The organism is Mesorhizobium sp. M0340, assembly GCF_040321535.1.
GTDB lineage: Bacteria > Pseudomonadota > Alphaproteobacteria > Rhizobiales > Rhizobiaceae > Mesorhizobium.
This window is the reverse complement of the sequence record NZ_JAMYRR010000003.1, coordinates 118,060-136,385: the sequence shown is the minus strand read 5'-3', so window position 1 is coordinate 136,385 and position 18,326 is coordinate 118,060. Positions and strand designations below refer to the sequence as shown.

The 18,326-nt window shown below is 64.6% G+C and carries 12 protein-coding genes; 7 read left to right on the top strand and 5 right to left on the bottom strand.

All coding sequences use genetic code 11. The annotated features are described in order from the left end of the window. Positions 1–155 precede the first annotated feature (155 nt). Entirely contained in the window at positions 156–1,232 is a 1,077-nt protein-coding gene (gene trpS, locus NKI79_RS05395; RefSeq protein ID WP_352800312.1) for a tryptophan--tRNA ligase, read from the bottom strand. Between the two features lie 356 nt (positions 1,233–1,588). Here trpS and NKI79_RS05390 point away from each other — a divergent pair, with 356 nt between their 5' ends. Both NKI79_RS05390 and NKI79_RS05385 read left to right on the top strand, forming a co-directional pair. Then, entirely contained in the window at positions 1,589–1,834 is a 246-nt protein-coding gene (locus NKI79_RS05390; RefSeq protein ID WP_254816163.1) for a type II toxin-antitoxin system VapB family antitoxin, read from the top strand. Continuing rightward, positions 1,834–2,238: a type II toxin-antitoxin system VapC family toxin gene (locus NKI79_RS05385; RefSeq protein ID WP_352800310.1), complete on the top strand. Its 405-nt coding sequence runs from the start codon at positions 1,834–1,836 to the stop codon at positions 2,236–2,238. Before NKI79_RS05390 ends, NKI79_RS05385 begins: the two co-directional genes overlap by 1 nt. Here the strand turns inward: NKI79_RS05385 and murJ are convergent. Both murJ and NKI79_RS05375 read right to left on the bottom strand, forming a co-directional pair. Then, on the bottom strand, positions 2,213–3,811 hold the full coding sequence (gene murJ / locus NKI79_RS05380) for a murein biosynthesis integral membrane protein MurJ (protein ID WP_352800308.1): 1,599 nt from the start codon (positions 3,809–3,811) through the stop codon (positions 2,213–2,215). The genes NKI79_RS05385 and murJ overlap by 26 nt on opposite strands. 46 nt (positions 3,812–3,857) lie before the next feature. Next, positions 3,858–6,656 (bottom strand): [protein-PII] uridylyltransferase, encoded by a 2,799-nt coding sequence (locus NKI79_RS05375; RefSeq protein WP_352800306.1) that lies wholly within the window; start codon positions 6,654–6,656, stop codon positions 3,858–3,860. Between the two features lie 228 nt (positions 6,657–6,884). Between NKI79_RS05375 and NKI79_RS05370 the strand changes: the two genes are divergently transcribed. From NKI79_RS05370 to NKI79_RS05360, 3 genes are all read left to right on the top strand, one after another. Next, positions 6,885–9,389, top strand: a complete 2,505-nt coding sequence (locus tag NKI79_RS05370) for a heavy metal translocating P-type ATPase (RefSeq protein WP_352800304.1) — start codon at positions 6,885–6,887, stop codon at positions 9,387–9,389. Between the two features lie 42 nt (positions 9,390–9,431). Next, positions 9,432–9,818 carry a CopM family metallochaperone gene (gene copM / locus NKI79_RS05365; protein ID WP_254816158.1) on the top strand — a complete coding sequence of 129 codons (387 nt, stop codon included), beginning with the start codon at positions 9,432–9,434 and terminating at the stop codon, positions 9,816–9,818. A gap of 99 nt (positions 9,819–9,917) precedes the next feature. Then, positions 9,918–10,763, top strand: a complete 846-nt coding sequence (locus NKI79_RS05360; RefSeq protein WP_352800302.1) for an aldo/keto reductase — start codon at positions 9,918–9,920, stop codon at positions 10,761–10,763. 84 nt (positions 10,764–10,847) lie between these two features. Here the strand turns inward: NKI79_RS05360 and mutS are convergent, their stop codons facing one another. Next, on the bottom strand, positions 10,848–13,496 hold the full coding sequence (mutS, locus tag NKI79_RS05355; protein WP_352800605.1) for a DNA mismatch repair protein MutS: 2,649 nt from the start codon (positions 13,494–13,496) through the stop codon (positions 10,848–10,850). Between the two features lie 202 nt (positions 13,497–13,698). Between mutS and NKI79_RS05350 the strand changes: the two genes are divergently transcribed. Continuing rightward, the gene (locus NKI79_RS05350; protein WP_254816156.1) at positions 13,699–15,978 is read left to right on the top strand and encodes an NADP-dependent malic enzyme; all 2,280 of its coding nucleotides are present in this window, start codon (positions 13,699–13,701) and stop codon (positions 15,976–15,978) included. Between the two features lie 194 nt (positions 15,979–16,172). On the opposite strand, the gene NKI79_RS05345 is transcribed toward NKI79_RS05350, so the two are convergent. Continuing rightward, entirely contained in the window at positions 16,173–17,165 is a 993-nt protein-coding gene (locus NKI79_RS05345) for an adenosine kinase (protein WP_352800300.1), read from the bottom strand. A 208-nt stretch (positions 17,166–17,373) separates the two neighbouring features. Here NKI79_RS05345 and NKI79_RS05340 point away from each other — a divergent pair, with 208 nt between their 5' ends. After that, positions 17,374–18,264 carry a DMT family transporter gene (locus tag NKI79_RS05340; RefSeq protein WP_502909787.1) on the top strand — a complete coding sequence of 297 codons (891 nt, stop codon included), beginning with the start codon at positions 17,374–17,376 and terminating at the stop codon, positions 18,262–18,264. Positions 18,265–18,326: the final 62 nt, after the last annotated feature.

The following is an 18,326-nucleotide window of genomic DNA, read 5'->3' as shown; positions in this document are numbered from 1 at the left end:
CAAGCGACAGGCGGCTGTGGCGATATCGGTGCGGCTTGAAGCCCGTCGCGTTCGACCAGCGACGCGCTTCAGGTTCTTGTTTTATGCATGTCGTTATCGCAAACCGCTGCACACCCTCGGGTCAAGCCCGAGGGCATGCTTTTGCGCGACATGCATTAGCCTTGCAGCAGGCCGATAATGTCGCGCACGGTCTTCATGGTCGCTTCGGCCAATGTGCCGGCACGCTCGCCGCCATCCCGCAGCACCGCGTCGACATAGGCGCGGTCGCCGGAGATGCGGCGCATCTCACCGGCGATCGGCGCCAGCTTTTCCACGGCGAGATCGGCAAGCGCCGGCTTGAACACCGAAAACTGCTGGCCGCCGAACTCTTGCAGCACCGCCTCTTTCGATATTTCGGCGAGGCCGGCATAGATGCCGACGAGGTTCTCCGCTTCCGGCCGGCCGGCAAGGCCGTCCAGTTCGCCGGGCAAAGCCTCCGGATCGGTCTTGGCCTTGCGGATCTTCTTCGAGATGGCATCGGCATCGTCGGTCAGATTGATGCGCGACAGGTCCGACGGGTCGGACTTCGACATCTTCTTCGAACCGTCGCGCAGAGACATGATGCGTGCCGCCGGGCCGCCGATGACCGGCTCGGTCAGCGGGAAATAGCCGTTCACCGTCTCCTCGCCGACCTGCATCTCGACGCCGACGCCAAGCGCTGCGATGCGGTCCGAAAAGTCGTTGTTGAATTTCTGCGCGATGTCGCGGGTCAGCTCCAGATGCTGCTTCTGGTCGTCGCCGACCGGCACGTGGGTGGCGCGGTAGACGAGGATGTCGGCGGCCATCAGGGAGGGATAGGCGAGCAGGCCGAGCGAGGCGTTCTCGCGGTCCTTGCCGGCCTTGTCCTTGAACTGCGTCATCCTGTTCATCCAGCCGATGCGCGCCACGCAGTTGAAGATCCAGGCAAGCTCGGCGTGCTGCATCACCCGCGACTGGTTGAAGACGATGTGCTTGGTCGGGTCGATGCCGGAGGCGAGAAACACCGCGGTGATCGACCGCGTCTGGTCCTGCAGATCCTCATGGACGAGCTGTGCGGTCAGCGAATGCAGGTCGACGACGCAGTAGATGCAGTCGGAGGTGTCCTGCAGGGCGACGAATTTCTTGATGGCGCCGAGATAATTGCCGAGATGCAGATTGCCGGTTGGCTGGACGCCGGAAAAGACGAGCGGTTTGAAGGCGGGCTGATCGGTCATGGTGTTTCCATGGCTTGTGGAGGGCCGTTTCGCGCGCGGCGAAAGTCTTGCGACGGCGCGCTTATGGACGAGAGCGAGGAGACGATCAAGAGGGCGTCAGCTGCGTTACGCAGGGCTTTGACTTCGGCCGAGCAGAAGGCTGTTTGAAGGGGGTGGCGCCGACCAGAAACAAAAAACCGCCTTGCGGCGGGTTCTCGGCGCCAATCAGCACCATACCGAAATTAGTAGCATAGCTGCCGGCACAAAGCAAGAACAAAATAGCTCGCCTTGGCAATCGCTTCGATTTGGCTCAGCACGCCACGTTGACGGATTGATGTAGATAGCTACATAATAGTTGCTACATGGGAACCAAAACAATGACGATCAACATCAATAACAAGGAAGCGGACAGCCTGACGCGGGCTTTTGCCAGGCTTGAGGGGGTCGGGATCACCGAGGCGATCATGATCGCCATGCGCGAAGCTCTGGAGCGCCGGCGCAATCGCGAGACGCCGCTGGAGACGGCGGCACGGCTCCGAGCTGAATTCGGTATTGAGCTGAGCGAGCAGGCGCGCAAGCCGCTCCCGCGCTCGGTCTACGACGAATTGTCCGGTGAAGACTGATGTTCATCGATGCAGCCGCTATCGTTGCAATACTGAGCAACGAGACCGAAGCCCAGCGCTGCGCGAGGGCGGTCATGAAAGCGTCGGCTCCGTTCACGTCGGCTATCGCGGTTTGGGAAGCCGCGATGGCGCTTTCGCGATCGGAAAAGCTAGCCATCCCGGTCGCCACAAGCCTCAAAATAGTCAGCCGTTTTCTCGAAGAGCGTGGAATCACCTTGCGGGAGCTTCCGCCTGCCTCTGACGCAGCATCTCTGGCTGTTGAGGCTGCATCGCGGTTTCGCAACAACGCTGGCCGCCTGAACCTGGCCGACTGTTTCCACTACGCTTGCGCGCGCTACTACGCCGTTCCGATGCTTTCGACGGCGGACGAATTCCGCTTCACGGATCTGGAGACTGTTGCTTGACCGGCTGGGACGCCTTCCGCCCGATATTGCGGCGGATCATGCCGAAATCGGCGCCGCCAGTGGCGAAGGCGATGACGAAGTAAAGCAGCGCCCCGCCGGCGACGAGCGCAAGCAGGGTTACCGCCTTGATCACCAGCGGCGAGCCGGAGCCGAGACTTGCGGCGAACCAGTGTTCGGCAAAATAGAGCGCCGCGGCCATCACCGCCGCCGACAGCACCAGTCGCGGGATGCGCTTCATGAGCGGCACGTCGCGGCCCCAATGGCCGCGCCGGATCAGCACGGCGAGCAGCATCGCCGCATTGACCCAGCCGGCGACAGCGGAGGCAACGGCAATGCCGGGCGCGCCCATCGTCGGAAACAGCGTCAGTGCCGTCGTAATGTTAACCGCCACCGAGATGGCGGCAAAAATCATTGGTGTGCGCGTGTCCTCGCGGGCGAAATAGCCCGGGGTGAACGCCTTGATCAGCACGAAGGCCGGCAAGCCGAGGCCAAAGATCGCCAGGATTGCCGCGACCGTCGCCGTCGAATTGTTGGCGGCGAAGGCGCCGCGCTCATAGACCAGCCGCACGATCGGCTCGGACATGACCAGCAGCGCGGCCGCCGCCGGCAAGGTCATGAAAAGGGTAAACTCGACCGAGCGGTTCTGCAGATTGGCGGCCTCGACCAGATTGCCTGATTTCAGCGCCCGCGACAGTTCCGGCAGAAGCACGATGGCGACGGCGACGCCGACGACGCCCAACGGCAGCTGGTAAACGCGGTCGGCATAGGCCAGCGACGACACCGCGCTGTCCTGCGCCGACGCGATCGCGGTGCCGATCAGCTGGTTGATCTGGGTGATGCCGCCGGTGATAGCCGCCGGCAGCGCCAGGATCAGCAGCCGCTTGACGTTCGGCGTCATCTTCGGCCGCCGGAAGCCGATCGAGATGCCGGCATGGCGCACCGCCGCCCAGACGATCGCCAGCTGCACCAGGCCGGCCGCCAGCACACCCCAGGCCAGGCCGAAACCAACGGTGCGGGCGTCCGAACCGTTGTACCAGGCATAGGCGAGCACGGCGATAAGGATGACGTTGAGGAACACCGGTGCAACCGCGGCGGCGAAGTAGCGGCGCAGCGAGTTCAGCATGCCGGCCATCATGGCGCCGAGCGACATGCAGATCAGGTAGGGGAACATGACGGTCGCCAGCGCCACCGTCGTTTCGAATTTTCCCGGCGTATCGGCAAAGCCCGGCGCCACCAAGTAGCGCACGATCAGCGGCATCGCCAGTTCCATGGCAATGGTCAGCACCAGAAGCGCCGTGAACAAGACGCCGAACACCTCTTCGGAAAAGCGCTTGGCGCCGTCGGTGCCGTGCGTCTCGATCTCCTTGGCGAACAGCGGCACGAAGGCGGCATTGAAAGCGCCTTCGGCAAACAGCCGGCGAAAGGTGTTGGGGAACTGGAAGGCGGCGTTGAACGCGTCGGCGATAGGCCCGGTGCCGAGTGCGGCGGCCATCAGCATCTCGCGGCCGAAGCCGAGAGCCCGGCTCATCAGCGTGCCGGAAGCGACCGTGGCGAATTTCTTGACAAGGCTCATGCGCTTGAAGACTGCCTGTGGGATTGGGGCAAATGGAAGGTAACAGTCACTCGGCGGCCGTTTTGGTCTTGCCGCGCTCGGACGCCGTGCCCTCGAGCACCGCGATCAGCCTGTTGCGGATGGTCGCCGTACGCGACGGGCTGTCGATTTTCTGGCCGGTGAGATCGGTGACGTAGAACGTGTCGATGACCTTTTCGCCGAAGGTGGTGATGTGGGCCGAGGCGATGTCGAGCGACAGGTCCGACAACATGCCGGTGATCTCCGACAGAAGGCCCGGCCTATCCAGCCCCTCGACTTCGATCACCGAGAACCGGTTCGACAGGGTGTTGCGGATCTCGGCACGTGGCGGGATACGGAAAACCTTGGCGCCGCGCCGCGGCTTGGTGCGCTTCTCGATCATTTCAGGCAGCCAGCTCTTGCCCGACAGCACGTCTTCGATGAGCCGGCCGACGCGCTCGGCGCGGCGGCGCTCGTCCTCGTCGCGGTCGAACTCCCTCGAGATCAGGATGGTGTCGAGCGCGCGGCCATCCGAGGTGGTGAAGATCTGCGCGTCGACGATGTTGCCGCCGGCCGCAGCACAGGCGCCGGCAATCACCGAGAGCAGGCGCGGATGGTCCTGCGCCAGCACGGTGATTTCGGTCACCGCCTCGAACTGGTGAGTCTTGACCATGGTGGCGAGCTTCTTGCCGGCATGGTCGGCCTCGCGGATGAATTCGGCATGGCGGAGCTGGTCGGGAAGATCGACCGCCAGCAAATAGTTCTCGTAGTGCTGGCCGACATAACGCTTGCGGGCCTTTTCCGGCCAGTCGGCAAGCGCCTCGGCCAGTTGTTCGCGCGCCGCCGCCGTCCGTTTGGCGCGCGACACCTCCGAAAACCCGCCGGTCAACAAAAGCTCGGTCTCGTAGTAGAGCGTGCGCAGCAACTGGCCCTTCCAGCCGTTCCAGACACCAGGCCCGACGCCACGGATATCGCAGACGGTAAGCACTAAAAGCATCTTCAGCCGTTCGACCGACTGCACGATGGCGGCAAAGTCCTCGATCGTCTTGCGGTCGTTGAGATCGCGGGTCTGCGCCGTCATCGACATGACGAGGTGGTTCTCGACCAGCCAGGCAACCGTTTCGGTGTCGGCCGGCGAGAGCCCCATATGCGGGCAGATGCGCCGGGCGATCCTGGCGCCGGCTTGCGAATGGTCCTCCGGCCTGCCTTTGGCGATGTCGTGCAGCAGCACGGCGACATAGAGCGCCTCGCGGCTCTTCTTCAGCCCCGGCATCAGCGAGTGGGAGAGCGGATGGACCTTTTCGCCGTCGCCGCGTTCGATCTCGGCCAGTACGCCGATGCAGCGGATCAAATGCTCGTCCACCGTGTAGTGGTGGTACATCGAGAATTGCATCATGGCGACGATCTTGCCGAAGTCCGGGATCAGCTTGGCAAGCAGTCCGGCCTCGTTCATGCGCCGCAAATTGAGCTCGGCGTTGCGGTCCGAGGTCAAGATATCGAGGAACAGCCGGTTGGCCTCCTCGTCGCGCCTGAGCGCCTTGCCGACGAGGCCGAGCGAACGGGTGAGAAGCTTCAGCGCATCGGGGTGGAATTCCAGGCCGTGCCTGTCGGCAAACCAGAACAGCCTGAGCAGGTTGACCGGATCGCGCTCGAACACCTCGTCGTCGGCAATGTTGATGCGGTGGTTGTCGACGATGAAATCGGCCGTGCCGGCGAGCTTGCGTTTGCGCCGCGAGAAGGTGAGGAAAATGCGGTTGAAGCCCGGCACATGCTTGGCCTGCTCCTCCTCGAGCGCGGCGCAGAAAATGCGGGTCAGGTCACCGACGTCCTTGGCGACGAGGAAGTAGTGCTTCATGAAGCGCTCGACCGCCGACAGGCCGGGATGGGTGGTGTAGCCGAGCCGCTCGGCAATGTCGCGCTGGATGTCGAAATGCAGCCGCTCCTCGGCCTTGCCGGTGAGGAAATGCATGTGGCAGCGCACCGCCCACAGGAAGTCCTCGGCCTTCTGGAATTCCCTGTATTCGGCGTCGGTGAAGACACCCTTTTCGACCAGTTCCTCGCCGGTGCGCACCCGGTAGAAATATTTGCCGATCCAAAACAGCGTCTGCAGGTCGCGCAGGCCGCCCTTGCCGTCCTTGACGTTGGGTTCGACCAGATAGCGGCTCTCGCCGGCCTTGGCGTGGCGCTCGTCGCGTTCGGCGAGCTTGGCCTGGACATATTCGGGGCCGGTGGTGCGCACCACTTCGTGGTCGAAGCGCTGCAGAAGCTCGTCATAGAGTTTTTGCTCGCCCCATAGGAAGCGCGCTTCCAGGATCGAGGTGCGGATGGTGACGTCGGTGCGCGACAGTCTGAGGCATTCGTCGATGTTGCGCGTGGCGTGGCCGACCTTCAGCCCCAGATCCCACAGCATGTAGAGCATGTATTCGACAATCTGCTCGCCCCACGGCGTCTGCTTGTAGGGCAGCAGGAACAGGAGATCGATGTCGGAGCCCGGCGCCAGCGTGCCGCGGCCGTAGCCGCCGACGGCGACGACCGCCATGCGCTCGGCGGATGACGGGTTTTTCACGCGATAGACGTGGGTGGCGGCGAAATCGTAGAGCGCGCGGATAATCTCGTCCATCAGATGCGACAGCCGGGCGGCGCAGGCGGTGCCGCTGCCGTCGTCCATCAGCATGCGTTCGGCGACCGTGCGGCCGTCGGCGAGTTGGCTTTTGAGGAGCTTGAGAACACCGCTGCGCGCGGCCTTGCCCGAACCGTCGCCTGCCGTGGCCGCGGTCAGTTCGGTCATCTCGCGACGCAAGGCTTCGCCGTCGACCAATTCCTCGAGCTTCAGTGATATTCTTGCCATAGATGCCGTTCGGCCTCGCCGTTTCGGCGGCGTCTATAGCGCGTTTTCGCGGCGCTGGGTATGGGGCTGACGGATGCGTTCTCCGCAGCGGTGGAACAGGACGATCGTCTCGTGCCCGCAGCCGGTTCGGCTTGGGATTGGCCGCGAAAAATCGAAAATCGGCCCTTGACCTTCCAGTTACTGGAAGCACTACCTCCGCCGCAACATCGAAATACAGGGGCTTTCGGCATGACGCATTCCGACCACCATCATCACGCCCATGGCAGCTGTTGCTCGGCAAAAGGCGCCTCCTCTGCTGCGGACGCCGTCGCCCGCGATCCGGTCTGCGGCATGACCGCCGATCCGGCCGCCGGCAAGCCGACGGCCGAGCACGACGGCCATCGCTATCATTTCTGCAGCGAAAGCTGCCGCTCGAAATTCATCGCCGAGCCGGAAAAATACCTGACGGCCAGCGATCCCGTCTGCGGCATGAGCGTCGACCGCGCCACGGCCAGGCACTTTTTGCGGCACGCGGGCCAGGGTTTCTATTTCTGCTCCGCCGCTTGCCAGGCGAAATTCGAGGCCGAGCCGGCAAAGTATCTCGGCGACAGGCCGGCGCCGCAGGCGATGCCCAAGGGCACGCAATACACCTGCCCGATGCACCCGGAAATCATCCGCGACAAGCCCGGCTCCTGCCCGATCTGCGGCATGGCGCTGGAGCCGATGGGGGTGCCTACCGGGGACGAGGGACCGAACCCCGAACTGGTCGACTTCACCAGGCGCTTCTGGGTGAGCGCGGTGCTGTCCGTGCCGTTGCTGGTCATCGCCATGGCACCGATGCTCGGCCTGACGTTCCAGGCCTTCATCGACGACCGTGCGAAGGTCTGGTTGGAACTGGCGCTGGCCAGCCCCGTGGTGCTGTGGGCGGCATTCCCGTTCTTCCACCGCGGCTGGGATTCGATCCTCAACCGCAGCCCCAATATGTGGACGCTGATTTCACTCGGCGTCGGTGCCGCCTATCTCTACAGCATCGTCGCCACCCTGTTTCCGGGCCTCTTTCCGCACCAGTTCCGCGGCCATGACGGCACCGTGCCGGTCTATTTCGAGGCGGCGGCGGTGATCGTCGCGCTGGTATTCCTCGGCCAGGTGCTGGAATTGCGCGCCCGCGAGAAAACCGGGTCGGCGATCCGTGCGCTGCTCGACCTGGCGCCGACGACGGCGCGGCTGATCGGCGCGGACGGTTCCGAAAACGACGTGCCGCTCGATACGATCAAGGCCGGCGACCGCTTGCGCATCCGCCCCGGCGATGCCGTGCCGGTCGACGGCATTGTGCTCGAAGGACGCTCCTCCATCGATGAATCGATGATCACGGGCGAGCCGCTGCCGGTCGAAAAGACCGAAGGCGACAACCTCACCGGCGGCACGCTCAACAAGAACGGTTCGCTGGTCATGCGCGCCGAAAAGATCGGCGCCGAGACGACGCTGGCACGCATCGTCGAGCTGGTCGCCAAGGCGCAGCGTTCACGCGCACCGATCCAGGGGCTGGCCGACCGCGTCTCGTTCTACTTCGTCCCGGCTGTCGTGCTGGTCGCGATCATTGCGTTCGTCGCCTGGGCGATCATCGGACCGCAACCCAGCCTGGTCTTTGCCATCGTCGCGGCAGTCTCGGTGCTGATCATTGCCTGTCCGTGTGCGCTCGGCCTTGCCACGCCCATGTCGATCATGACCGCCACCGGACGCGGCGCGCATGCCGGCGTGCTGATCAAGGAAGCGGCGGCGCTAGAACGTTTTGCCTCGGTCGACACGCTGATCGTCGACAAGACGGGAACGCTGACGGAAGGCCGGCCGCGACTGACCGACGTCGTCGCCGTCGAGGGTATGGCACAGGACGAGCTGCTGGCGCTCGCCGCCGGGCTGGAAAAAGGCTCGGAGCATCCGCTGGCCGAGGCTATCGTCGACGGTGCCCACGAACGCGACGTGAAGGTCCCCGACGCGAGCGGCTTCGAGGCCGTCACCGGCAAGGGCGTTTCCGGCACGGTCTCGGGACAGAAAGTGGCGCTCGGCAATGCCGCGATGATGGCCGATCTCGGCATCGACACGGCATCGGTCCTGGCCAGTGCCGAGGCGCTGCAGGCCGACGGCAAGACCGCGATGTTCGTCGCTGTCGCAGGCAAGCTCGCCGGCCTCGTTGCCGTCGCCGACCCGATCAAGGCGACGACCGCCGAGGCGATCAGGGCGCTGCATGACAGTGGGCTGAAGATCGTCATGGCGACCGGCGACAATGAGCGCACCGCCAAGGCCATCGCAGCCAAGCTCGGCATCGACGCGGTGCGTGCCGGGCTTTTGCCCGAACAGAAGAACGCGCTGGTCGAGGAATTGCGTGCCGGCGGTGCGGGCGTCGCCATGGCCGGCGATGGCGTCAACGATGCGCCCGCACTTGCCGCCGCCGATGTCGGCATCGCGATGGGCACAGGCGCCGATGTTGCGGTCGAAAGTGCAGGAATAACGCTGGTCAAGGGCGATCTCAACGGCATCGTCAGGGCCAGGACGCTGGCCCGCGCGACGATCCGCAACATCCGCCAGAACCTGTTTTTCGCTTTCCTCTACAATGTGCTTGGCGTGCCGGTCGCTGCCGGCGTGCTCTATCCGCTCACCGGCACGCTGTTGTCGCCGATGCTCGCGGCGGCGGCGATGAGCCTGTCTTCGGTTTCGGTCATCGCCAACGCATTGCGGCTCAGGACGTTGAAACTCTGAGTAAAACTTCCAGATAGACCCTGTTCAAAAAGGAGACGATGAATGACCTTGGCCAAGAAGATCGTGCTGCTGATGATGGCGGCGGGAATGCTGCTTGCTGTTTTCCTCGAAAGCGTTCCGGCACAAGCCGAGGAGATGAAGCACGACATGGGCGCAATGGGCGCGCAGAGCCCCTCGACCGAGGGCTACAAGGCGGCGATGGACAAGATGCATACCGACATGATGGCAATCGAATATTCCGGCAATGCCGATGTCGATTTCGCCCGCGGCATGATCCCGCATCACCAGGCGGCCATCGATATGGCCAAGATCGAGCTCGCCAATGGCAAGGATCCGGAAATCCGCAAGCTGGCGCAAGCGGTGATCGCCGCGCAGCAAGCCGAGATCAAGCAGATGCAAGACTGGCTCGCCGCCCATCCGGTGAAGTAGGCGTCACGCTGTCGGCGAGAGGCTTCACCTGGATTTCTGCTTCACCTGGATTTCCCTTGGCGGCTATGGTGCTACCCGGGCCTCGGACTGGAGCACGCCATGCCATCGACGATAAGAACGACCACCCTGCCCTGCGGCGAAGCCGTGCCGGTGCTCGGCCAGGGCACCTGGAAGATGGGCGAGGACGGCCGCCGCCGCGCCGACGAGGCCAATGCCCTGAAGCTAGGGCTGGATCTCGGCATGACGCTGATCGACACCGCCGAAATGTATGCCAGCGGCGGTGCCGAGCAGGTGGTGGCGGAGGCCATCGCCGGGCACCGCGACGAGGTTTTCCTGGTCTCCAAAGTGCTGCCGTCCAATGCCTCGCGCGCAGGCGTGAAACGGGCCTGCGAGAACAGCCTGAGGCATCTCGCCACCGACCGCATCGATCTCTATCTCTTGCATTGGCCGGGCAGCGTTCCTTTGATGGAAACGGTCGAGGCGTTCGAAGCGTTGAAGGCGGCCGGCAAGATCCGCCATTGGGGCGTCAGCAATTTCGATACCGATGAGATGGAAGAGCTGGTTCGGTTGCCGGCCGGCGGCAACGTCCAGACGAACCAGGTGCTCTACAATCTGTCGCAGCGCGGCGTCGAGTTCGACCTCGCCCCGTGGAGCCGGCAACGCGGCATGCCGCTGATGGCCTATTCGCCGGTCGATCAGGGGGTATTGGCGCGCAACGCCAGGTTAGATGCCATCGCCGCCCGCCACGGTGCGACGCCGGCGCAGATCGCACTTGCATGGGTGATGGCGCAGGAGGGCGTGATCGCCATTCCGAAGGCCAGCCGCCCGGAGCATATCCGGCAGAATGCCGCGACGTTGGACATCGAGCTCACGAGCGAAGATTTCGCCGAAATTGACCGCGCCTTCCCACCGCCGAGGCGGAAGTCGGGCTTGGCGATGATTTGAGGGTGAAGCTGCCAATCTCCCCCTCGTGGGTCCCTCGTGGGGGAGATTGGCGGTTTCGGCGACGCCGCTCCGATTGCAGAAGCCCTACTTCGCCAGCATCCCCTTCAATCTGTACAGCGCCTCCAGCGCCTCCCTTGGCGTCATCTCGTCGGGATTGATCTCCGCTAGCGCCAAACCCAGCCCATCACTCTTCGCCGGCTTCGACGCTTCCCGCTGCGCCGCCACAGAAAACAGCGGCAGGTCGTCGACCAGACGGTTGGCCTTGCCCGAGACCTCGCCGGCTTCGAGCTGGTGCAGCACTTCCTTAGCCCGGCCGACGACGGCTTCCGGCAGGCCGGCCAGCCGCGCCACCTGGACGCCGTAGGAACGGTCGGCCGCACCCTTGCCAACCTCGTGCAGGAAGACCACGTCGCCTTCCCATTCCTTGACCCGCATGGTGACGTTGTGGAGCCGTGTAAGTTTCCCGGCCAGCGCCGTCATTTCGTGGAAATGCGTGGCGAAGATCGCCCGGCAGCGGTTCTTCTCGTGCAGATATTCGACCGCCGCCCAGGCAATCGACAGGCCGTCGAAAGTGGCGGTGCCGCGGCCGATCTCGTCGAGGATGACCAGTGCGCGCTCGCCTGCCTGGTTGAGGATCGCCGCCGTCTCGACCATCTCGACCATGAAAGTCGAGCGGCCGCGCGCCAGGTCGTCGGAGGCGCCGACCCGCGAAAACAACCGATCGACGACGCCAATATGGGCTGATGCCGCGGGCACGAAGGAGCCGGTCTGGGCAAGGATGGCAATCAGCGCGTTTTGCCTGAGGAAGGTCGACTTGCCGCCCATATTGGGGCCGGTCAGCAGCCAGATCGCGCCGGTCTTGGCATCGCCTTGCGGCGACAGATCGCAATCATTGGCGACGAACGGGCCTTCGCCGGAACGCCGCAGCGCCTGTTCGACCACCGGGTGGCGTCCGCCCGAAATCTCGAAGGCAAGGCTCGCATCGACCAGCGGCCGGCACCAGGCCTCGCTCTCAGAAAGCAAGGCAAGTGCGGCCGAAACGTCGAGCACGGCGAGCGCTTCGGCGCCGGCACGGATCCTGTCGGCGTGGCCGACCACTTGCGCCGTCAGCGCCTCGAAAGCGGCAAGCTCGATCGCCAGCGCCCGGTCGGCCGCGTTGGCGATCTTGGTTTCCAGCTCGGCGAGTTCGGTGGTGGTGAAGCGCATGGCGTTGGCCATGGTCTGGCGATGGATGAAGCGCGCCCTGGCGCCGTCGCTGCCGGTCATCAGCGCATGATGATTGGCGGTGACTTCGATATAATAGCCCAGCACATTGTTGTGCCTGATCTTCAGCGAGCGGATGCCGGTCTCGTCGATCAGCGAGCGCTCCAGCCCGGCGATCACTTTTCGCGACTCGTCGCGCAACGCCCGCATCTCGTCGAGTTCGGCGTGGTAGCCGCCGCGGACGAAGCCGCCGTCACGCTTGAGCAACGGCAGCTCGTCGCTCAGCGCCTGCGCCAGATGCGCCGCCAGTTCATTGGGCAGCGCCTTGATAGCTCCCAATGCCGCGGCCAGTTCGCCCGGCAAGGCGATCTGGCCGAACAGTTCGGCGATGGCGCCGGCCGCTTCGAAACCGGCGCGCAGCGCGCCGAGGTCGCGCGGGCCGCCGCGGTTGAGCGCCAGCCTGGACAGCGCGCGCGGCATGTCGGCAACGCTCTTCAGGCTTGCCCGCACCGCCTGGCAAAGGCGCGTCTCGGAGCGGAAGAACGACACCGAGTCCAGCCTTGCAGCGATTGCCGCCGGATCGGTCAGCGGCGCCATCAGCCGGTCGGCGAGCAGCCTTGCACCGCCGCCGGTCACCGTGCGGTCGATCGCCTTGAACAGCGATCCGTCGCGGCTGCCGGACAGCGTGCGCAGCAGTTCCAGGTTGGCGCGCGTCGCCGGGTCGATGAACAGCGTCGAGCCCTGCTCCTCGCGCTCCGGCCGCGACAGCGGCGGCCGCTCGGCTTTCTGCGTCTTTTCGACATAGGCGATGACGCCTGAGATCGCCGACAGCTCGGCGCGCGAAAACGAGCCGAAACTGTCAGGGGTCGCCACCTCGAAGAAGCGGGCGATGCGGCCGGCGGCCGAAGCCGAATCGAACAGCGACGGCGGCTGCGGGCTGGCGACGCGGCCGAGCACGTCGAAGACCGGTTTCAGCTCCGGGTCGTAAAACACCGGCTCGGCGACGATCAGCTCGCGCGGGTCGACGCGGAAGACATCGGCGAGCAGCCGGTCGGCGGTGGTCTCGGCGACGCGGAAGACACCGGTCGAGATCTCGATCCAGGCCAAGGCAAAGGAATGCTCGGCCCCGCCCTTGACCCGTCCCAGCGCCATCAGAAAACTCGATTCCGACGGCGCCAGCAATTTGTCTTCGGTGATGGTGCCGGGCGTTACCAGCCGCACCACGTCGCGGCGCACCACCGATTTGCCGCCGCGCTTCCTGGCCTCCGCCGGATCCTCGATCTGCTCGCAGACGGCGACGCGGAACCCCTGTCCGATCAGCTTCTGCAGATAATCGTCGGCGGCATGCACCGGCACGCCGCACATCGGGATGTCGAGCCCCTGGTGCTTGCCGCGCTTGGTCAGCACGATGCCGAGCGCCCGGCTTGCTTTCTCGGCGTCGTCGAAGAACAGCTCGTAGAAATCGCCCATGCGGTAGAACAGCAGCGAATCCGTGTTCGCCGCCTTGATCTCGATATACTGCTCCATCATCGGCGTCGCAGGCGCGAAGGCCGGCGTGGCGTTGTCGCTTCGAATGGGCGTCTCGTCGTTCAAGAAGCTGCTTCCAAAATTTTCCAGGCCATGCTTGGCGGTTTACAGCGGCGAAGTGTAGCCTTAATCCCGAACCTTCCACAAAAGAAAGCATGCGCACCCATCCCAAGCGGTGCCGTACGGGCGAGGAACCGAAAGCATCATGGCCAAGAAATCCGAAAGCAACGGGCCCTCCGTCAGCGCCCAGGAGGCATTGGAATTCCATGCCATGGGGCGGCCGGGCAAGCTGGAGATCGTCGCCACAAAACCGATGGCGACGCAGCGCGATCTCAGCCTCGCCTATTCGCCGGGCGTCGCCGTGCCGGTTCTCGCCATTGCCGAGGATCCGAGCCGCGCCTTCGACTATACGGTTCGCGGCAACATGGTCGCCGTCATCTCCAACGGTACCGCCATCCTTGGCCTCGGCAATCTCGGCGCGCTTGCTTCGAAGCCAGTGATGGAAGGCAAGGCGGTGCTGTTCAAGCGCTTCGCCGACGTCGATTCCATCGATCTCGAGGTCGACACCGAGGATGCCGACGAATTCATCAACTGCGTGCGTTTTCTCGGCCCCTCCTTCGGCGGCATCAACCTCGAGGACATCAAAGCGCCGGAGTGTTTCATCATCGAGCAGCGGCTGCGCGAGCTGATGGACATACCGGTCTTCCATGACGACCAGCACGGCACCGCCATCATTTCGGCCGCCGGCCTGATCAATGCGCTGGAAATCACCGGCCGCGACATGAAGACCACGAAAATGGTCTGCAACGGCGCCGGCGCTGCCGGCATCGCCTGCATCGAACTGATGAAGGCGATGGGCTTTGCGCCAGAAAATATCATCCTGTGCGACACCAAGGGCGTGGTCTTCCAGGGCCGCACCGAAGGCATGAACCAGTGGAAATCGGCGCACGCCGTGAAAACCGGTGCGCGCTCGCTGGCCGAAGCGCTGGACGGCGCCGACGTGTTCCTCGGCCTCTCGGCCAAGGGCACGCTGACCACCAGGATGGTGCAGTCGATGGCCAAGAACCCGATCATCTTCGCCATGGCCAATCCCGACCCCGAGATCACGCCGGAGGAGGTCGCCGAGATCCGCACCGACGCCATCATGGCGACGGGGCGGTCCGACTATCCCAACCAGGTCAACAACGTGCTTGGCTTCCCCTACATTTTCCGCGGCGCGCTCGATGTGCGGGCGACCACCATCAACGACGACATGAAGATCGCCGCGGCCAAAGCGCTCGCCGAACTGGCGCGCCAGGACGTGCCCGACGACGTCGCCGCCGCCTATCAGGGCATGCGGCCGAAATTCGGTCCAAACTACATCATCCCGGTGCCGTTCGATCCGCGCCTGATCTCGGCGATCCCGATCGCGGTCGCCAAGGCGGCGATGGACTCCGGCGTCGCCCGCAAGCCGATCCTCGATCTGGACCGCTACGCGCAGGAGCTTTCCGCCCGCCGCGACCCGATCGCATCGACGCTGCAGCGCATCTACGACCGGGTGCGCCGCCAGCCCAAGCGCATCGTCTTTGCCGAGGGCGAGGAGGAGCAGGTGATGCGCGCCGCCGTCTCCTATGTGAACCAGCGGCTCGGCACCGCCATCCTGCTCGGCCGCGACGACATCATCAAGGAAAACGCCAGGAACGCCGGCATCGACCTCGGCAAGCAAGGCATCGAGATCATCAATGCGCGGCTGTCGCGGCGCAACTCGGTCTACGCCGACTATCTCTACGAGCGCATGCAGCGCAAAGGCTTCCTGTTCCGCGACTGCCAGCGGCTGATCAACAACGACCGCAACCATTTCGCCGCCTGCATGGTGGCGCTGGGCGATGCCGACGGCATCGTCACCGGTGTCACCCGCAACTATTCGACGGCGCTCGATGACATCCGCCGCGTCATCGACGCAAGGCCCGGCCACTGCGTTATCGGCGTGTCGATCGTGCTGGCGCGGGGCCGCACCGTCCTCGTTGCCGACACCGCCGTGCACGACATGCCGAATGCTGAACAGATCGCCGACATCGCCGAGGAGGCCGCCGGCTTTGCCCGCCGCATGGGCTACGAGCCGAGGCTCGCCATGCTCGCTTATTCGACCTTCGGCCATCCGCAGGGCGAGCGCTCCGAGCGCGTCCAGGAAGCGGTGCGCATCCTCGACAAGCGCCGCGTCGATTTCGAGTATGACGGCGAAATGGCCGCCGACGTGGCGCTCAACGCCCGTGCCATGGCGCAATATCCGTTCATCAGGCTGACCGGCCCGGCCAACGTGCTGGTGATGCCGGCCTTCCACTCGGCCTCGATCTCGACCAAGATGCTGCAAGAGCTCGGCGGCTCGACCGTCATCGGCCCGCTGCTGGTCGGCCTGAACAAGCCGGTTCAGATCGTCTCGCTCAATGCCAAGGACAGCGATATCGTGAATATGGCGGCGATCGCGGCGTATAGCGCGGGAGCTTGAGGAGCACGTAGCGGCACCTCTTCCTTCTCCCCTTGTTGTGGGAGAAGGTGTCGCCGAAGGCGACGGATGAGGGGTGCTCCAGCTTGGCTCGGACGGCATTCCTTCCAACACCCCTCATCTGTCTCGGCGCTGCGCGCCGATCCACCTTCTCCCACAAGAAGGCACAAGAAGGGGAGAAGGGAAGAGGCGCCGCGCTACAGCAACCCCGCCTGTTCGGCCTCGCGGCGCAGATTCTGCCGTGGCCTTGGGCCGATCTGCTGGATGACCAGCCCGGCCGCCAGCGAGCCGAGGTCGCCGCACTGCTTCAGGCCGCGGCCTTGCGTGTAGCCGTAGAGGAAGCCGGCGGCGTAGAGGTCGCCGGCGCCTGTCGTGTCGACCAGCTCGCGGATCCTGGTCGCTTCGATGGTGACGGTCTCGTCGCCGCGCACGATGATCGAGCCCATTTCCGAGCGGGTGACGGCGGCGATCTTGCAGTCCTTGCGGATCTGGGCCAGCGCCTCGTCGAAGGAGGCGGTCTGGTAGAGCGCCTTGATCTCGTGGCTGTTGGCAAAGACGATGTCGACGGTGCCCGAGCGCATCAGGTCCAGAAATTCGTCGCGGTAGCGGTCGACGCAGAACGAATCCGACAGCGTCATCGACACTTCGCGGCCGGCGGCGTGGGCGAGTTTCGCCGTCTGCCGGATCGCTTCCTTGGCGCGCGGCGGGTCCCACAGATAGCCTTCGAAATAGGTGACGGCGGCGCCCGACGCCTTGTCGGCCTCGACGTCCTCCGGGCCGAGTTCGACGCAAGCGCCGAGATAGGTGTTCATCGAGCGCTCGCCGTCCGGCGTGACAAAGATCATCGAGCGCGCCGTCGGCGGTTCGCCGTTGAGCGGCTTGGTGTCGAAGGCGACGCCCTGGGCATGGATGTCATGCGCGTAGATTTCGCCGAGCGCGTCGTTGGAGACCTTGCCGAAGAAGGCGGCGCGACCGCCGAAGGAGGCAACGCCCGCCGCCGTGTTGCCGGCGCTGCCGCCCGAGGCTTCGATGGCCGGGCCCATGCGGCTGTAGAGCAGTTCGGCGCGCCTTGTGTCGATCAAATTCATCGCGCCCTTGATGATGCCGTTGGTCTCCAGGAACGCCTCGTCGCACTGGGCGATGATGTCGACGATGGCATTTCCGATACAAAGCACGTCATAGTCCGGCATCAATTCATGTCTCCGCCAAAAGCCACCGGCTTTCTGCCACGCCGGGCGCGGGCGGGTCTAGCGATTTGATGCGGCTTTGCCTAGCGGCGATCCGACGAATGTCAGCATAGCGACCATCGTTGGATGGCGGCCGAAGCATTTCCCGCGTGCCTGGCTTACAAGCATCGCTGAGATGAGCGATGCCCAGAGGTTCCAGCCGGCCATGTCCATGAAAACCGACACGAGGATCGAGCTGGTGCTGCTCGTCGTATTGGCGCTGCTGTGGGGCGCATCCTACAGCTTCATCAAGATCGGCGTCGCGACGATCCCGCCAGTGACATTGATCGCCGCGCGAACCCTGGTCGCGGGTGGCATCCTGTTCGCCCTGATCCGCTGGCGCGGGCTGGCCTTGCCGCGTGATGCCGCAAGCTGGCGCCGGTTTGCATTCCAGGCATGCCTCAACAGCGTCGTGCCGTTCACGCTGATCGCTTGGGCCGAGCGCTCGCTGGATGCCGGGCTGGCCACGATCCTGAATGCGACCTCGCCGATCTTCACCTTCTTGCTGACCGCCCTGATCACCCGCCATGAACCGGCGACCATGCGCAAGCTGTTCGGTGTCGCGGCGGGAATCGCCGGAATATGCCTCGTTGTCGGCGCCCCAGCGCTTGGCGGCCTCGGACAGCAATTTTTGCCGCAACTTGCCGTGGTCGCGGCGACGATCTGCTACGCCGGCGCTGCCGTTTTCGGCCGCGGCTTCAGGGGGCTCGACCCGATGGTGCCGGCCGCCGGTTCGATGCTCTGCGGCGCCGCGATGCTGATCCCGTTGAGCCTTGCGTTCGACCGGCCATGGACCCTGGCGCCGTCGACAACTTCGGTCCTTGCGCTGCTCGGGCTTTCGGTGTTTTCGACCGCGCTGGCCTTCTCGATCTATTTCCGCCTCCTCCATACGCTGGGCTCCGTCGGCACCACCTCGCAAGCCTATCTGCGGGTGCCGATCGGCGTTGATATCGGAGCCGTGTTCCTTGGCGAAAGCCTTGGTCCGAGCGCGTGGTGGGGAATGGCCCTGGTCGTCGTCGGCGTGGCGGCGATGACCATTCCCCAGGCGAAGGTCGCGCGCTAGGAAGCCGCGCTTGCGACTTGGGCGGTCTCCGCCTATTCGGAGATATCAGCCACGGGCATGTT

What these genes read in the sequence shown, in the direction of transcription:
- NKI79_RS05345 (WP_352800300.1), bottom strand. Translation starts at nt 17,165, where the DNA reads ATGCCGGACTATGACGTGCTTTGTATCGGAAATGCCATCGTCGACATC.
- NKI79_RS05360 (WP_352800302.1), top strand. Translation starts at nt 9,918, where the DNA reads ATGCCATCGACGATAAGAACGACCACCCTGCCCTGCGGCGAAGCCGTG.
- NKI79_RS05370 (WP_352800304.1), top strand. Translation starts at nt 6,885, where the DNA reads ATGACGCATTCCGACCACCATCATCACGCCCATGGCAGCTGTTGCTCG.
- copM (WP_254816158.1), top strand. Translation starts at nt 9,432, where the DNA reads ATGACCTTGGCCAAGAAGATCGTGCTGCTGATGATGGCGGCGGGAATG.
- trpS (WP_352800312.1), bottom strand. Translation starts at nt 1,232, where the DNA reads ATGACCGATCAGCCCGCCTTCAAACCGCTCGTCTTTTCCGGCGTCCAG.
- murJ (WP_352800308.1), bottom strand. Translation starts at nt 3,811, where the DNA reads ATGAGCCTTGTCAAGAAATTCGCCACGGTCGCTTCCGGCACGCTGATG.
- NKI79_RS05340 (WP_502909787.1), top strand. Translation starts at nt 17,374, where the DNA reads ATGAAAACCGACACGAGGATCGAGCTGGTGCTGCTCGTCGTATTGGCG.
- NKI79_RS05390 (WP_254816163.1), top strand. Translation starts at nt 1,589, where the DNA reads ATGACGATCAACATCAATAACAAGGAAGCGGACAGCCTGACGCGGGCT.
- NKI79_RS05375 (WP_352800306.1), bottom strand. Translation starts at nt 6,656, where the DNA reads ATGGCAAGAATATCACTGAAGCTCGAGGAATTGGTCGACGGCGAAGCC.
- NKI79_RS05385 (WP_352800310.1), top strand. Translation starts at nt 1,834, where the DNA reads ATGTTCATCGATGCAGCCGCTATCGTTGCAATACTGAGCAACGAGACC.
- mutS (WP_352800605.1), bottom strand. Translation starts at nt 13,496, where the DNA reads ATGATGGAGCAGTATATCGAGATCAAGGCGGCGAACACGGATTCGCTG.
- NKI79_RS05350 (WP_254816156.1), top strand. Translation starts at nt 13,699, where the DNA reads ATGGCCAAGAAATCCGAAAGCAACGGGCCCTCCGTCAGCGCCCAGGAG.